We start from the raw sequence: 13,509 nt of genomic DNA, 5'->3' as shown, positions 1-13,509 counted from the left end.
CCGGAGACCGCCATGGAGTCCTTGAACAATCTGATGTACGGCTTCGGCATCGCGCTGGAGCCGATGAACATTGCCTACGTCTTTTTTGGCGTGTTCGCCGGTACCATCATCGGCATGCTGCCCGGTCTCGGGCCGATCAGCGCCCTGGCGCTGATGATCCCGATTACCTTCGCCATGGATCCCTCTTCCGGCCTGATTCTGATGGCCGGGGTCTACTATGGCGCCATCTTCGGTGGCTCCACCTCGTCGATCCTGCTCAATGCACCCGGCGTGGCAGGCACCGTAGCCACCTCGTTCGATGGCTATCCGATGGCCAAGCAGGGCATGGCGGGCAAGGCGCTCGCCATTGCTGCCTACGCTTCCTTCATCGGTGGCACCATCTCCATCGTGTTCCTGATGATGGTGGCCCCGCTGCTGGGCAAGGTGGCGGTGAGCTTCGGCCCGGCCGAATACTTCTCGCTGATGGTGCTGGGCCTGACGGCCGTGGTGTCGCTTTCCGACAAGTCGCTGGTCAAGGGCCTGGTTGCCGCCGTGCTCGGGGTGATGATATCGATCATGGGTATCGACCTGCAGACCGGCACCGAGCGCTACACCTTCGGCTCTGCCCACCTGCTCGACGGTATCGACTTCCTGGTGGTGGCATTGGGCATCTTCGCCCTGGCCGAGGTGTTCTACATCCTGCTGCGCGGCGGTGGCGGCAAGGAACCGCCGCGCCGTGCCATCGGCTCGCTCAAGCTCACCCGGCAGGAGGTGCGCGAGATCGCTCCGCCCATCGCGCGTAGCTCGCTGCTGGGTTTCTTCACCGGTGTATTGCCGGGGGCCGGTGCAACCATCGGTTCGTTCCTCGGCTACAGCATGGAGAAGCGCCTGGCGAAGGACGGCGATACCTTCGGCAAGGGCAACATCAAGGGTGTGGCCGCCCCGGAAGCGGCCAACAATGCCGCCTGTACCGGCTCCTTCGTACCGTTGTTGACGCTTGGCGTGCCGGGCTCAGGCACCACCGCGGTGCTGCTTGGGGCGCTGCTGATCATGGGCGTGTCACCTGGGCCGATGATGCTCGAACAGCGCCCGGACGTGTTCTGGGGCGTGATCGCCAGCATGTACATCGGCAACATCTTCCTGCTGGTCCTCAACCTGCCGCTGATTCCGCTGATCGCCAAGATCCTCGACATGCCAAGGCCGATGCTGCTGTCGCTGATCCTGATCTTCTGCATGGTGGGGGTCTACGGCATGAGCTTCAGCGTCTTCGACCTGATGTTGCTGTTGGGTTTCGGCCTGCTGGGGCTTGGCATGCGGCTGTTCGGCTTCCCCACGGCGCCGCTGATCCTGGCGCTGATCCTGGGGGCGATCATGGAGGAGTCGATGCGGCGTGCCTTGCAGATCTCCGGCGGTGACTGGATGATCTTCGTCGACAAGCCGATTTCCATGTGGCTGCTGATCATTGCAGCGCTGTCGTTGCTGTTGCCGTTTGCCAAGCGCGGGCTGACCAAGCGTCGTAGGTTGACCAAGCTGAGCGGCTGAGCCTCTCCTTCATCCATCGGTTTGCAGGGGCGTCGAGCGATCGACGCCCCTGCTCGCGTTTGTAGGCATGGTAGGACGCACCGGCATGGTGCGACCTGGTGGCGCAGGCGGTCTTTTCCGGCGCAAGCTGCGCTTTTTATTTGCACGGCAGCAGTGCACCAGGATGCATGTTGCTGCTGGTAAATTTACCGTAATCGATTGTATGTAAAGAGTTCTTCGGATTTCGCCGCATGATGGCGCAAGCTTTGCAGCGTCAGGGAGCCTAGTGCTGCGCGGCCAAGTCGGTCGTGCATGACCTTCACAACAAGTCCCTCCCGCAGGAGGGCGCAAGGAGGTTCGAGTGAACGCTTCCCGTCGCATCATGCCTTTTCCGCTTCGTCCCATGTCTTCTCCGCTTCGCTCCGGGGCCGCCGCGCTGATCTCGGCGGTCGCCCTCGGTGCGGCCAGCCAGGCGCTGGCCCAGGAAGACCCCATCAAGGTCGGTATCCTGCATTCTCTCTCCGGCACCATGGCGATCAGCGAATCCACCCTCAAGGACACCGTGGAGATGCTCATCGAGCAGCAGAACGAGCAGGGCGGCCTGCTTGGGCGTCAGCTCGAGGCGGTAGTGGTGGATCCGGCCTCCAACTGGCCGCTGTTCGCCGAACGTGCCCGTGAGCTGCTCGAGCAGCATGAGGTGGACGTGGTCTTCGGCAACTGGACCTCGGTGTCGCGCAAGGCGGTGCTGCCGGTATTCGAAGAGCTCAACGGCCTGCTGTTCTACCCGGTGCAGTACGAGGGTGAGGAGTCCTCCGAGAACGTCTTCTATACCGGTGCCGCGCCCAACCAGCAAGCAATCCCGGCGGTGGAATACCTGATCAACGAGGTGGGCGTGGAGCGCTTCGCGCTGCTCGGCACCGACTATGTCTACCCACGTACCACCAACCGCATCCTCGAAGCCTTCCTCAAGGAAGAGCACGGCCTCGCCGACGACGACATCCTGATCAACTACACGCCGTTCGGTCACTCCGACTGGCAGAACATCGTCGCCGAGGTGCGCCGCTTCGGCAGTGAAGGCAAGAAGACGGCAGTGGTCTCGACCATCAACGGCGACGCCAACGTGCCGTTCTATCGTGAACTGGCCAACCAGGGCATCGATGCCGCCGACATCCCGGTCATCGCCTTCTCGGTGGGTGAGCAGGAACTCTCCGGTATCGACACCGGCCCGCTGGTCGGCCACCTGGCGGCGTGGAACTACTTCATGAGCGTCGACACCGACGCCAACTACGACTTCATCGATGCCTGGATCGACTATACCGGCGACGAGGAGTCGGTGACCAACGACCCCATGGAAGCCCATTACATTGGCTTCAACATGTGGGCCGAGGCGGTGCGCAAGGCCGGTACCACCGAGGTCGATGCGGTCAAGGACGCCATCATCGGCGTGACCGTGCCCAACCTGAGCGGTGGTTATGCGGCGATGATGCCCAACCACCACATCACCAAGCCGGTGCTGATCGGCGAGGTACAGGACAACGGCCAGTTCGACATCGTGTGGCAGACGCCTTCCACCGTGGCCGGCGATGCGTGGTCCGACTACCTGCCGGGCTCGCGTGACCTGATCGCTGACTGGCGCAAGCCCATGGGGTGCGGCAACTTCAACGTGGCCAACGGCCGCTGCGGTGGCAGTACCGCCGCGGAAGAGGCCGAAGCGGCACTGGCCGAGTGAGACCCATCCCCCGCTGCCATGAGGCGGCGGGGGAGCACGCCTTCTCTACCGATACCGAGGAACGCTCCGATGAGATATCCCCCCATGCCCGGGCCAGCGGCGGCCAGGGCGAGGGCCGGCAGCGCTGCCCCCAATGGTGACCGTGCGTCCACGACGATAGGCGCGTGGTTGATGGTTCTCTTTCTTGCCCTTACGCTCGCGCTCGGCCTCACGCTGGCCACTCCCGCTTCAGCCCAGGATGCAGGGACATCCAACGACGATAGCGCGGCAATGGCGCTGCTCGAAGCCTTGGACGTATCGTCCTTTCCCGCCAAGGGCGAGGCCATCGAGGCGATCGTGCGCAGCGACGACCCTCGCGCCCGCGACTGGCTCCAGGCGTTGCTCGACGGGCGCCTGCAGCGCACCGATGATGGCCGCTTCGTGGTAGTGCTCGATAATTCAGGCCGCCAATGGCCGGTCGAGAACGCCCTGACCGGCGAGGCGCTGGGCGAGATGTCGCGCCGCGAGCTGGGCCGCATCGGCATCAACAATGCCCTGCGCAACCAGCTGCGCAGTGCCATCGCCGTGGTCGATCTGTATGCCGCCGACGTCGGGCTGCGGCGGGCCTCCGCCGAGCGGCTGCTGGGTGAAGTCGATGCCGACCTGGCCGGACCGCTGGCCGAGGTGATCGAGGAAGAGCAGGATGCGAGGGTGCGCGAGCGCCTGGTCCAGGCTCTTGCCATTCATCGGCTCGAGCAGGGTGAGGTCGAAGCGGTCGAGGAATTGCGCGGCAGCCTGCACCCCCGGGTGCGGGTCGCTCTCAATCGGGTACTCAACAGCGACGATCCCGTGCTGGGCGATGCGGCCAGAGACGCCTTGAACGGCATCGAGCAGATGCTGAAAGTCAACCGCGCGGTCGAGACGCTCTATTTCGGCCTGTCGCTGGGCTCGGTGCTGGTGCTGGCGGCTATCGGCCTGGCCATCACCTTCGGTGTGATGGGGGTGATCAACATGGCTCACGGCGAGCTGATCATGCTCGGCGCCTACACCACCTGGGCCATGCAGCAACTGTTGCCCGGCCAGCCGGGGCTGGCACTGATCCTGGCGATACCCGCCGGTTTCCTCGTCGCGGCATTGGCGGGTATCGCCATCGAGCGTGGTGTCATCCAGTTCCTCAAGGGGCGTCCGCTGGAGACCCTGCTGGCCACCTTCGGCATCAGCCTGATCCTTCAGCAGCTGGTACGCACCATGATCTCGCCACTCAACCGCACCGTAATCACGCCGGAGTGGATGAGCGGCTCGATTGCCATCAACGATGCGCTCTCTCTCACGCTCAACCGTATGGTGGTACTTGGCTTCGCCCTGGTGGTGTTCGCCGCGCTGATGCTGGTCATGCGCCGCACCCGACTCGGCCTCGAGGTGCGCGCGGTAACGCAGAATCGCGCCATGGCGCGCTCCATGGGCATCCGCGCCACGCGGGTCGACATCCTGACCTTCGCCCTGGGCTCCGGGGTGGCGGGACTGGCCGGCGTGGCGCTTTCCCAGCTTACCAACGTAGGCCCCAACCTGGGCCAGAACTACATCATCGACTCCTTCATGGTGGTGGTGTTCGGCGGGGTAGGGAACCTGTGGGGCACTTTGGTGGCGGGGCTTTCGCTGGGCGTGATCAACCAGGTGCTGGAGCCCTGGGCCGGTGCCGTGATGGCCAAGATCATCGTGCTGGTATTCATCATCCTGTTCATTCAGAAGCGCCCCCGCGGACTCTTCCCGCAGAAGGGCCGGGCGGCGGAGGGCTGATACATGGATTCTTCTCGATTCTGGCTGCTGCGGCCGTTCGGTGAGCGCTCGACGCTGATCTTCCTCGGCGTGCTGCTGGCCGCCATGGCGCTGGTGACGCTGCTGCACGTGGCGGTGCCGCCTGGGCATCCGCTCCATGTCAGTGCTTATACCGTTAACTTATTCGGCAAGTACCTGAGCTACGCCTTGCTGGCGGTGGCAGTAGATCTGGTGTGGGGCTATCTCGGTATTCTCAGCCTCGGTCATGGTGCCTTCTTTGCCCTGGGCGGTTACGCCATGGGCATGTACCTGATGCGCCAGATCGGCGACCGCGGCGTCTATGGCCACCCGGTGCTGCCCGACTTCATGGTCTTCCTCAACTGGGACAGCCTGCCGTGGTACTGGCTGGGCTTCGACATGGCCGGGTTCGCCTTTCTGATGGTGCTACTGGTGCCGGGAGCGTTGGCCTTGGCATTCGGCTTCCTGGCGTTCCGTTCACGGGTCACCGGGGTGTATCTCTCGATCATCACCCAGGCGCTCACCTTTGCCCTGATGCTGGCCTTCTTCCGCAACGAGATGGGCTTTGGCGGCAACAACGGCCTGACCGACTTCCGCGAGATACTCGGCTTCAACTTGCGCAGCAGCGACACCCGGCTGGGGCTGTTCCTGGCCACCGGCGTGGCGCTGGCGCTGGGCTACGTGCTGTGCCGGGCCATCGTCTCGAGCAAGCTGGGCCGGGTCTGTGTGGCGACCCGCGACGCCGAGGCACGCACGCGCTTCCTCGGCTACCGGGTCGAGCGCTTCCAGTTGTTCGTGTTCGTGGTCTCGGCCATGCTGGCGGGCCTGGCCGGGGCGCTCTACGTGCCCCAGGTGGGCATCATCAACCCGAGCGAGTTCTCGCCGCTGTTCTCCATCGAGATCGTGCTGTGGGTGGCGCTGGGCGGCCGTGCGACGCTCTACGGGGCGGTGATCGGGGCAATCCTCGTCAACTATGCCAAGACAGTGTTCACCGGGGCGATGCCGGACGCCTGGCTGTTTGCCCTGGGCGGGCTGTTCGTCCTGGTAACGGTCTTCCTTCCCAAGGGTGTGGCGGGGCTCCTGGCGTTGCGGCTTCGCCGCCGCCGTGACCGTGGCGCCTCATTTTCCGGCAAGGAGGCATCGGCATGAGCATTCTGGGTTCATTGGCCAATCGTGACCGGGTCTTCGATTTCCTGGTGCCGGCCGAATCGCCCGTCGACGTACGCCATGGGCCGATCCTCTATCTCGAAGACGTCACGGTCAGCTTCGACGGCTTCAAGGCGATCAACGACCTGAACCTGACCATCGACGACGGCGAGCTGCGCTGCATCATCGGCCCCAACGGCGCCGGCAAGACCACCATGATGGACATCATCACCGGCAAGACCCGGCCCGACAGCGGCAAGGTATGGTTCGGCAGTCGTCATGATTTGCTGATCATGAACGAGCCGGAGATCGCCAGCCTGGGCATTGGGCGCAAGTTCCAGAAGCCTACGGTGTTCGAAGCATTGAACGTATTCGAGAACCTGGAGCTGGCGATGGCTGCCGACAAGCGCATCCTGCCTACGCTCACAGCGCGCATGAGTGGTGAGATCCGCGACCGAATCGATGAGGTGCTGGACACCATCGGCCTGGCCGAGCTGAACGCACGGCCGGCGGGCATCCTCTCCCACGGCCAGAAGCAGTGGCTGGAAATCGGCATGCTGCTGATGCAGCGGCCGCGTCTGCTGCTGGTGGACGAGCCGGTGGCGGGCATGACCGAGCAGGAGATGGAGCGCACTGCCGAGCTGCTCACCGGGCTTGCCGGCAAGCAGTCGGTGGTGGTGGTGGAGCACGACATGGGCTTCGTGCGCTCCATCGCGCGCAAGGTGACGGTGCTGCACCAGGGTAGCGTGCTGGCCGAGGGCAGCATGGACCAGGTTTCGAGCGACCCGCGAGTAGTCGAGGTTTACCTGGGCGCCGAAGCCGAGGAGGAGGTGATCTGATGCTCTCGATCGACAAGCTCAACCAGTTCTATGGCGAGAGCCACACCCTGTGGGACCTCGACCTCGGCGTGCCGGCGGGGCAGTGCACCTGCGTGATGGGGCGCAACGGCGTGGGCAAGACCACCTTGATGAAGGCCATCATGGGCGAGGTCGCAGTGACTTCTGGCAGCATTCGCTATGCTGACGACGTGGAATTGACCCGCCAGCGGGTCGAGGATCGCTCGCGCCTGGGTATCGGATACGTGCCCCAAGGGCGCCAGATCTTTCCGCTTCTCACGGTGGAGGAGAACCTGCGGACCGGGCTGGCGGCGCGCGGTGACGGTCGACGCACCATTCCGGCGCGCATCTATGAACTCTTTCCCGTACTCGAGGAGATGAAGCATCGCCGCGGCGGCGATCTCTCCGGTGGCCAACAGCAACAGTTGGCGATTGGCCGGGCGCTGGTAATCGAGCCTCGGCTGCTGATCCTCGACGAACCGGGGGAGGGCATCCAGCCCAATATCGTCACCCTGATCGGTGAGGTGATCCGCAAGCTGATCGCCGAGGATGGGCTGACCGTGCTGCTGGTGGAGCAGAAGCTACCCTTCGCGCGCAAGTACGCCGACCGTTTCGCCATCATGGATCGCGGCCGGCCGGTGGCCCAGGGGGGGATAGGGGAGCTGTCCGATGCGCTGATCAAGGAGCACCTGACGGTATAGCCGTTTTTCCAAGGTGGGGAATTTTGCCCTGCACCGTTCTGGAGGAACCTTAGGCGCTCATGCGCGGAAACTGTGCGCCGCGCTGGCTTTCGTGCGCCAATCTGGTGCGAAGATGACCCTTGCAGGGGTGGCTGTATACAAAATAACTCAATGAATTGTATTTGTTTTTTCTGCATTTCACCGTTCTGGTACAGCGGTTGCCATGAATAGGGCAGAGCCTCGACGAAGAGGCATAACCCTGTTGCAGAAGGTCGATGCCAATGACGGCTCGTTTCGACGCCAAGACACTGCCGCTGCCCTGTGCCTCCGGTCACCGCTTCGATGCCGGACGCCGCTGGGCGGCGTCGCTGGAACTCGGCTTCGACCGGCGCGAGGGCGCCACTCGCCTGGTGCGGGCTCGTCACCAGGGCCCGCTGCGGGTGCAGCGGCCTTTCTATCCGGAGGGACACGAGGGTGCCTGCCACGTTTACCTGCTTCATCCCCCTGGTGGCCTCGTCAGCGGCGATGCGCTGAGCATCTCGGCTCGGGTCGGGACCGGCGCCCATGCCTTACTGACCACACCGGCTGCCAACAAGCTCTATCGCGCCGACAGTCATGGCGTTGCCTGGTCCCAGCGGACTGAGCTGTCGGTGTCGCCGGGCGGCCTGCTCGAGTGGCTGCCTCAGGAGACCATCGCCTTCGATGGCTCGCGTGGCGAACAGACGACGCAAATCGATCTCGCTGGCGATGCCCGTTGCCTGGGCTGGGAAGTACTCGCCCTGGGACGCCCGGCAAGCCGCCTGCCTTACGTGTCGGGCCGCATCGACCAGCGCTTCCAGCTGTTCCGCGACGGTAAGCCACTATGGCTGGAACGCCAGCCGCTCGATCCCGGCCACCCGCGCTTCATGGGGCGCTGGGCGCAGGGGGGCGCCAGCGTGCAGGCCACGCTGTGGGCCGTGGGGCTGGCCGACGAGGCTGGCGCCATCGAAATGCTGCGCGACGCCATGGCGGCGAGCCCGCGCTGGGCCGTGACCGTCCGCCACGGCGTGCTGCTGCTGCGCTATCTGGGGCATGAACGTAATGAAGCCTGGGATATCTGCCGCCAGGCCTGGGCGTGTCTCCGGCCGCTGTTGGCGAATTTGCCTGCCCACCCTCCCCGTATCTGGTTTACCTGACTGACCAGGAGACTTGCATGGAACTGACACCAAGAGACAAGGACAAGCTGCTGCTGTTTTCGGCCGCGCAACTCGCCGAGCGACGTCGGGCTCGCGGCCTCAAGCTCAACTATCCGGAAGCGGTAGCGCTTATCAGCTTCGAGATCATGGAGGGTGCCCGTGATGGCCGCAGCGTGGCCGAGTTGATGAGCTATGGGCGCGAGATCCTGGGGCGTGACGATGTAATGGAGGGGGTGGCCGAGATGGTGCACGAAGTGCAAGTGGAAGCGACCTTCCCGGATGGCACCAAGTTAGTCACCGTCCACACACCCATCGTCTAAAACTGGCTGCACTCGGCCATGCTGTGTTGGCTTCACGACAAAAAATGCTCATTTACTAAAGTAAACTCCGCTTTTTTGTCGCTCGCCGCCTTGCCTGGCCTTCGTTCGCTCAGTTTTAGCTGTTCAATGGCAGCCATAACGTAGAGGGAAGGTCCAATGATTCCCGGTGAGTACCAGTTGAAGGACGGCGAGATCGAGCTCTGCGCCGGACGCGAGCGGATCAGCGTTGAGGTCGCCAATACCGGCGACAGACCGATCCAGGTCGGCTCCCACTATCACTTTGCCGAGACCAACCCGGCGCTCGTCTTCGACCGCACCAAGGCGCGCGGCTTTCGGCTGGACGTGGCGGCGGGCACGGCGATTCGTTTCGAGCCGGGCCAGACGCGGGAAGTCACGCTGATCCCTTTTGTCGGCACGCGCCATATCTACGGCTTTCGCGGCGAGGTCATGGGATCGCTGGATGGAGGTGAGGCATGAGCACCAGCATCAGCCGGCAGGCCTATGCCGATATGTACGGCCCCACGGTGGGCGACCGGGTGCGTCTGGGAGACACCGAACTGTGGATCGAGGTGGAACGCGACGCCACCCACTACGGCGACGAGGTGAAGTTCGGTGGTGGCAAGGTGATCCGCGACGGCATGGGCCAGAGCCAGCGCCTCGACGACACGGTGATGGATACCGTGATCACCAACGCCCTGATCCTCGACTGGTGGGGCATCGTCAAGGCGGACGTCGGTATCCAGGCCGGGCGGATCAAGGCCATCGGCAAGGCCGGCAACCCCGACACCCAGCCCGACGTCGACATCGTCATCGGCCCCGGCACCGAAATCATTGCCGGAGAGGGCAAGATCCTCACCGCAGGCGGTATCGACGCGCACATCCACTTCATCTGCCCCCAGCAGGTGGAGGAGGCGCTGATGAGCGGCATCACCACCATGCTCGGCGGTGGCACGGGGCCGGCCACCGGCACCAACGCCACCACCTGCACGCCGGGCGCCTGGCACATCGGCAGGATGCTTCAGGCGGTGGACGAGCTGCCGATGAATATCGGCTTGCTGGGAAAGGGTAATGCCAGCCTGCCCGAAGCCTTGGAGGCGCAGATCGAAGCCGGCGCCATCGGTCTCAAGCTGCACGAGGACTGGGGCACCACGCCGGCCTCCATCGACACCTGCTTGAGCGTGGCCGAAAAGTACGACGTGCAGATCGCCATCCATACCGATACCCTCAACGAGTCGGGCTTCGTCGAGGATACGCTGGCCGCCTTCAAGGAGCGGGGCATCCACACCTACCACACCGAGGGCGCCGGGGGCGGTCACGCGCCGGACATCCTCACCGCCTGTTCCAAGCCCTACGTGTTGCCGTCGTCGACCAACCCCACGCGGCCCTACACGGTCAACACCATCGACGAGCACCTCGACATGCTGATGGTGTGCCACCACCTCGACCCCAACATTCCCGAGGACGTGGCCTTCGCCGACTCGCGCATTCGCCGCGAGACCATCGCCGCCGAGGACATCCTGCAGGACCTGGGCGTGATCTCGATGATCGCCTCGGACTCCCAGGCCATGGGGCGGGTCGGCGAGGTGGTGTGCCGCACCTGGCAGACCGCCCACAAGATGAAGGTGCAGCGCGGTCTGCTGCCGGAGGACGAGGTGCTAGGCGCCGACAACTTCCGCGTACGGCGCTACATCGCCAAGTACACCATCAACCCGGCGATCACCCATGGCATCGCCCATGAAGTGGGCTCCATCGAGGTGGGCAAGCTCGCCGACCTGGTGCTGTGGAAACCGGCCTTCTTTGGTGTCAAGCCGGCGCTGATCCTCAAGGCGGGCATGATCGCGGCTGCACCCATGGGCGACCCCAATGCCTCGATCCCCACGCCGCAGCCGGTGCACTACCGCTACATGTTCGGCGCTTTCGGCCGGGCGGCGAGCCAGACGCGGCTGACCTTCGTCAGCCAGGCGGCGCTGGACGCCGGCATCAAGGAAACCCTGGGCCTGCAGAGCCAATTGGCGGCTTGCCGCGATGTCAGGGGCGTAAGGAAGGGCGATATGAAGCTCAACGACGCTTGCCCCGAGCTCAGCGTCGATCCGCAGACCTACGAGGTGCGCTGCGATGGCGAGCTGCTGACCTGCGAGCCGGCCACCGAGCTGCCCTTGGCGCAGCGTTACCACCTGTTTTGAACCATGACTACATCGCCAAGCCAGCTTGTCATCGCGAAACCTTGCGTGACCGCTGACCCCTCGGGCGAAGCGACGCGGTCGATCTTCATGGATGAAGATCGAGGAAAGCCGGCACAGGGATGTGCCGTCTTTCCGACCGCAGGAGTCCGCACGAGGGGGCAGGGTTTCGGTCACGTGGCGTTGAGCGAGGGCAAGGCTGGCGGCCAGCGAAGAGGCAATAGCAATGCTGAAACTGATCGAACGCCTGGGGCCCATCGAGGCAAGCCAGGCCACCGATACCCTGACGCTGCCCTATGAGCTGCGTATACGCGGCAGGCTGAAGGCAATGAGCGACGCCGGCCGTGAGCTGGGCCTGTTCCTCGAACGCGGCCCGGTGCTGCGCGACGGCGAGGGCCTGCGCGCCGAGAGCGGCGAGATCGTGCGGATCCGGGCGGCCGTCGAGCCGGTGGTCACAGCGCGCGTAGCCGCCGGCTTGCCGCTCGCCAGGCTCGCCTATCACCTGGGCAACCGCCACGTGCAGCTGGCGCTCGGGGAGGATGAGCGGGGAGGTTACGTACGCTTCCCGCCGGATCATGTGCTGGAAGAGCTGGCCGAACTGTTGGGGGCGATCCTTGAGCGGCACGAGGCTCCCTTCGACCCCGAGCCCGGCGCGTACAATCAGCTCGGCCATGCCCATGCTCACTCCCACGGTCATCACCATGATCCCGAGCATTCGCATGAGCATGAACACAGCCACCTCCATGGACATGGCCACAGCCATGCCCATTGAACCGGCCGGGCAGGGCGGCGACATGGCGCTGCTCGGCCTGCTGCAACTGGTCAGCCCGGCGCTGCCGATCGGCGCCTTCGCCTTCTCCCAGGGGCTCGAGAGCGCCTTCGAGCTGGGCTGGGTGCGCGATGAGGAGGGCCTCGGCGAATGGTTGGAAGGAGTCCTCGACGATGGACTGACACGCTGCGAATTGCCCGCCCTGGCTCGCCTGCAGCAAGCCTGGGCAGCAGGAGATGGCGAGGCGATAGCCCAATGGGACCAGTGGCTTGCCGCCAATCGCGAGACGGCGGAGTTGGCGGCAGAAGATTCCCGCCTGGGTGCGTCGCTTTCGCGTCTGCTGGGCAGCCTTGGACTGTTGCCCTCTGATTTATCGAGTGAGTCGCCCGTACTGCCGGTCGGGGCAGGCTATGTGACCGTATTCGCCTGGGCCGCCCAGGTCCGCAGTGTCACACCGCGCCAGGCCATGCTCGGCTTCGCTTGGGCCTGGCTCGAGAACCAACTGGCGGTGGCCTGCAAGGCGTTGCCGCTGGGTCATACCGCCGCCCAGCGCCTGGTCGAGCGGCTGCGGCCGGCGCTGGTTGCCGCGGTGGACGCGGCGCTTGCACTCGATGACGACGAACTCGGCCCGGCACTACCCGGCCTGGCCTTGGCCAGTGCGCTGCACGAAACCCAGTATTCACGGCTATTTCGCAGTTAGTGCTCAATAACCAGGAGAACGACATGACACATTGCCTACGTATCGGCGTCGGCGGCCCGGTGGGCTCCGGCAAGACGGCCCTGCTCAAGCAACTCTGCCTGGCGCTGCGCGACCACTACGACATCGCCGTGGTCACCAACGATATCTATACCCGCGAGGACGCCGACTTCCTGCTGCGTCACGAGGCGCTGCCGGCCGACCGTATCCTCGGCGTGGAAACCGGGGGCTGCCCGCACACGGCGATCCGCGAGGACGCCTCGATGAACCTGGCCGCCATCGACGAGCTCCAGGCACGTCATCCTAACCTCGAGCTGGTACTGGTGGAGTCGGGTGGCGACAACCTCTCGGCGACCTTCAGCCCCGAACTCTCGGACCTGACGCTCTACGTGATCGACGTCTCCGCCGGCGACAAGATCCCGCGCAAGGGCGGGCCGGGGATCACCAAGTCGGACCTGCTGATCATCAACAAGATCGATATCGCCGAGCAGGTACACGCCTCGCTGGAGGTGATGGAGCGTGACTCGAAGAAGATGCGCGGCGAGCGCCCGTTCGTCTTCACCAACCTCTACGACGGCGTCGGCCTGGAGACCATCATCCAGTTCATTCTCGACCGCGGCATGCTGCCGGAGCGTCGGCTCCAGGCCCGGCCGGCCAACGCCTGACCACTCGTGTCTTCGCTAGTCATCGGAAAGGAGATCGTC

At 64.6% G+C, this 13,509-nt stretch carries 14 protein-coding genes; all 14 read left to right on the top strand.

Annotated elements, in window-relative coordinates:
- The first annotated feature begins 12 nt into the window (after positions 1-12).
- Positions 13-1,521, top strand: a complete 1,509-nt coding sequence (locus ACUY1T_RS02485) for a tripartite tricarboxylate transporter permease (RefSeq protein ID WP_446020132.1) — start codon at positions 13-15, stop codon at positions 1,519-1,521.
- Positions 1,522-1,903: 382 nt separating this feature from the next.
- On the top strand, positions 1,904-3,229 hold the full coding sequence (urtA, locus tag ACUY1T_RS02480) for an urea ABC transporter substrate-binding protein (protein ID WP_446020226.1): 1,326 nt from the start codon (positions 1,904-1,906) through the stop codon (positions 3,227-3,229).
- The gene (locus ACUY1T_RS02475; RefSeq protein ID WP_446020131.1) at positions 3,226-3,369 is read left to right on the top strand and encodes a hypothetical protein; all 144 of its coding nucleotides are present in this window, start codon (positions 3,226-3,228) and stop codon (positions 3,367-3,369) included. Before urtA ends, ACUY1T_RS02475 begins: the two co-directional genes overlap by 4 nt.
- A 31-nt stretch (positions 3,370-3,400) precedes the next feature.
- On the top strand, positions 3,401-5,005 hold the full coding sequence (gene urtB / locus ACUY1T_RS02470) for an urea ABC transporter permease subunit UrtB (RefSeq protein ID WP_446020130.1): 1,605 nt from the start codon (positions 3,401-3,403) through the stop codon (positions 5,003-5,005).
- Between the two features lie 3 nt (positions 5,006-5,008).
- Positions 5,009-6,151 (top strand): urea ABC transporter permease subunit UrtC, encoded by a 1,143-nt coding sequence (urtC, locus tag ACUY1T_RS02465; protein ID WP_446020129.1) that lies wholly within the window; start codon positions 5,009-5,011, stop codon positions 6,149-6,151.
- Positions 6,148-6,987, top strand: coding sequence for an urea ABC transporter ATP-binding protein UrtD (urtD, locus tag ACUY1T_RS02460; RefSeq protein WP_446020128.1), 840 nt, complete (start codon positions 6,148-6,150; stop codon positions 6,985-6,987). Before urtC ends, urtD begins: the two co-directional genes overlap by 4 nt.
- The gene (gene urtE / locus ACUY1T_RS02455; protein ID WP_446020127.1) at positions 6,987-7,685 is read left to right on the top strand and encodes an urea ABC transporter ATP-binding subunit UrtE; all 699 of its coding nucleotides are present in this window, start codon (positions 6,987-6,989) and stop codon (positions 7,683-7,685) included. The genes urtD and urtE overlap by 1 nt, the downstream gene beginning before the upstream one ends.
- Positions 7,686-7,945: 260 nt before the next feature.
- Positions 7,946-8,839 (top strand): urease accessory protein UreD, encoded by an 894-nt coding sequence (locus ACUY1T_RS02450; protein ID WP_446020126.1) that lies wholly within the window; start codon positions 7,946-7,948, stop codon positions 8,837-8,839.
- Between the two features lie 17 nt (positions 8,840-8,856).
- Positions 8,857-9,159, top strand: a complete 303-nt coding sequence (ureA, locus tag ACUY1T_RS02445; RefSeq protein WP_159551673.1) for an urease subunit gamma — start codon at positions 8,857-8,859, stop codon at positions 9,157-9,159.
- Between the two features lie 156 nt (positions 9,160-9,315).
- The gene (locus ACUY1T_RS02440; RefSeq protein WP_446020125.1) at positions 9,316-9,636 is read left to right on the top strand and encodes an urease subunit beta; all 321 of its coding nucleotides are present in this window, start codon (positions 9,316-9,318) and stop codon (positions 9,634-9,636) included.
- Positions 9,633-11,342: an urease subunit alpha gene (gene ureC / locus ACUY1T_RS02435; RefSeq protein ID WP_446020124.1), complete on the top strand. Its 1,710-nt coding sequence runs from the start codon at positions 9,633-9,635 to the stop codon at positions 11,340-11,342. Before ACUY1T_RS02440 ends, ureC begins: the two co-directional genes overlap by 4 nt.
- Before the next feature lie 223 nt (positions 11,343-11,565).
- The gene (ureE, locus tag ACUY1T_RS02430) at positions 11,566-12,111 is read left to right on the top strand and encodes an urease accessory protein UreE (protein WP_446020123.1); all 546 of its coding nucleotides are present in this window, start codon (positions 11,566-11,568) and stop codon (positions 12,109-12,111) included.
- The gene (locus ACUY1T_RS02425; protein ID WP_446020225.1) at positions 12,101-12,808 is read left to right on the top strand and encodes an urease accessory protein UreF; all 708 of its coding nucleotides are present in this window, start codon (positions 12,101-12,103) and stop codon (positions 12,806-12,808) included. Before ureE ends, ACUY1T_RS02425 begins: the two co-directional genes overlap by 11 nt.
- Positions 12,809-12,831: 23 nt before the next feature.
- Complete coding sequence (gene ureG / locus ACUY1T_RS02420) at positions 12,832-13,470, top strand: urease accessory protein UreG (protein ID WP_263583693.1); 639 nt, start codon at positions 12,832-12,834, stop codon at positions 13,468-13,470.
- The last annotated feature ends 39 nt before the right edge of the window (positions 13,471-13,509 follow it).

This window comes from Billgrantia sp. Q4P2, from assembly GCF_052806135.1.
This window is presented reverse-complemented; position numbering and strand designations above follow the sequence as displayed.

Excerpts from the sequence above, each read along its gene's own strand:
- ACUY1T_RS02425 (WP_446020225.1), top strand. The coding sequence starts at position 12,101 with ATGCCCATTGAACCGGCCGGGCAGGGCGGCGACATGGCGCTGCTCGGC.
- urtB (WP_446020130.1), top strand. The coding sequence starts at position 3,401 with ATGGTTCTCTTTCTTGCCCTTACGCTCGCGCTCGGCCTCACGCTGGCC.
- ureC (WP_446020124.1), top strand. The coding sequence starts at position 9,633 with ATGAGCACCAGCATCAGCCGGCAGGCCTATGCCGATATGTACGGCCCC.
- ureE (WP_446020123.1), top strand. The coding sequence starts at position 11,566 with ATGCTGAAACTGATCGAACGCCTGGGGCCCATCGAGGCAAGCCAGGCC.
- urtC (WP_446020129.1), top strand. The coding sequence starts at position 5,009 with ATGGATTCTTCTCGATTCTGGCTGCTGCGGCCGTTCGGTGAGCGCTCG.
- ACUY1T_RS02450 (WP_446020126.1), top strand. The coding sequence starts at position 7,946 with ATGACGGCTCGTTTCGACGCCAAGACACTGCCGCTGCCCTGTGCCTCC.
- urtD (WP_446020128.1), top strand. The coding sequence starts at position 6,148 with ATGAGCATTCTGGGTTCATTGGCCAATCGTGACCGGGTCTTCGATTTC.
- ureA (WP_159551673.1), top strand. The coding sequence starts at position 8,857 with ATGGAACTGACACCAAGAGACAAGGACAAGCTGCTGCTGTTTTCGGCC.
- urtE (WP_446020127.1), top strand. The coding sequence starts at position 6,987 with ATGCTCTCGATCGACAAGCTCAACCAGTTCTATGGCGAGAGCCACACC.
- ACUY1T_RS02485 (WP_446020132.1), top strand. The coding sequence starts at position 13 with ATGGAGTCCTTGAACAATCTGATGTACGGCTTCGGCATCGCGCTGGAG.
- urtA (WP_446020226.1), top strand. The coding sequence starts at position 1,904 with ATGTCTTCTCCGCTTCGCTCCGGGGCCGCCGCGCTGATCTCGGCGGTC.
- ACUY1T_RS02440 (WP_446020125.1), top strand. The coding sequence starts at position 9,316 with ATGATTCCCGGTGAGTACCAGTTGAAGGACGGCGAGATCGAGCTCTGC.
- ureG (WP_263583693.1), top strand. The coding sequence starts at position 12,832 with ATGACACATTGCCTACGTATCGGCGTCGGCGGCCCGGTGGGCTCCGGC.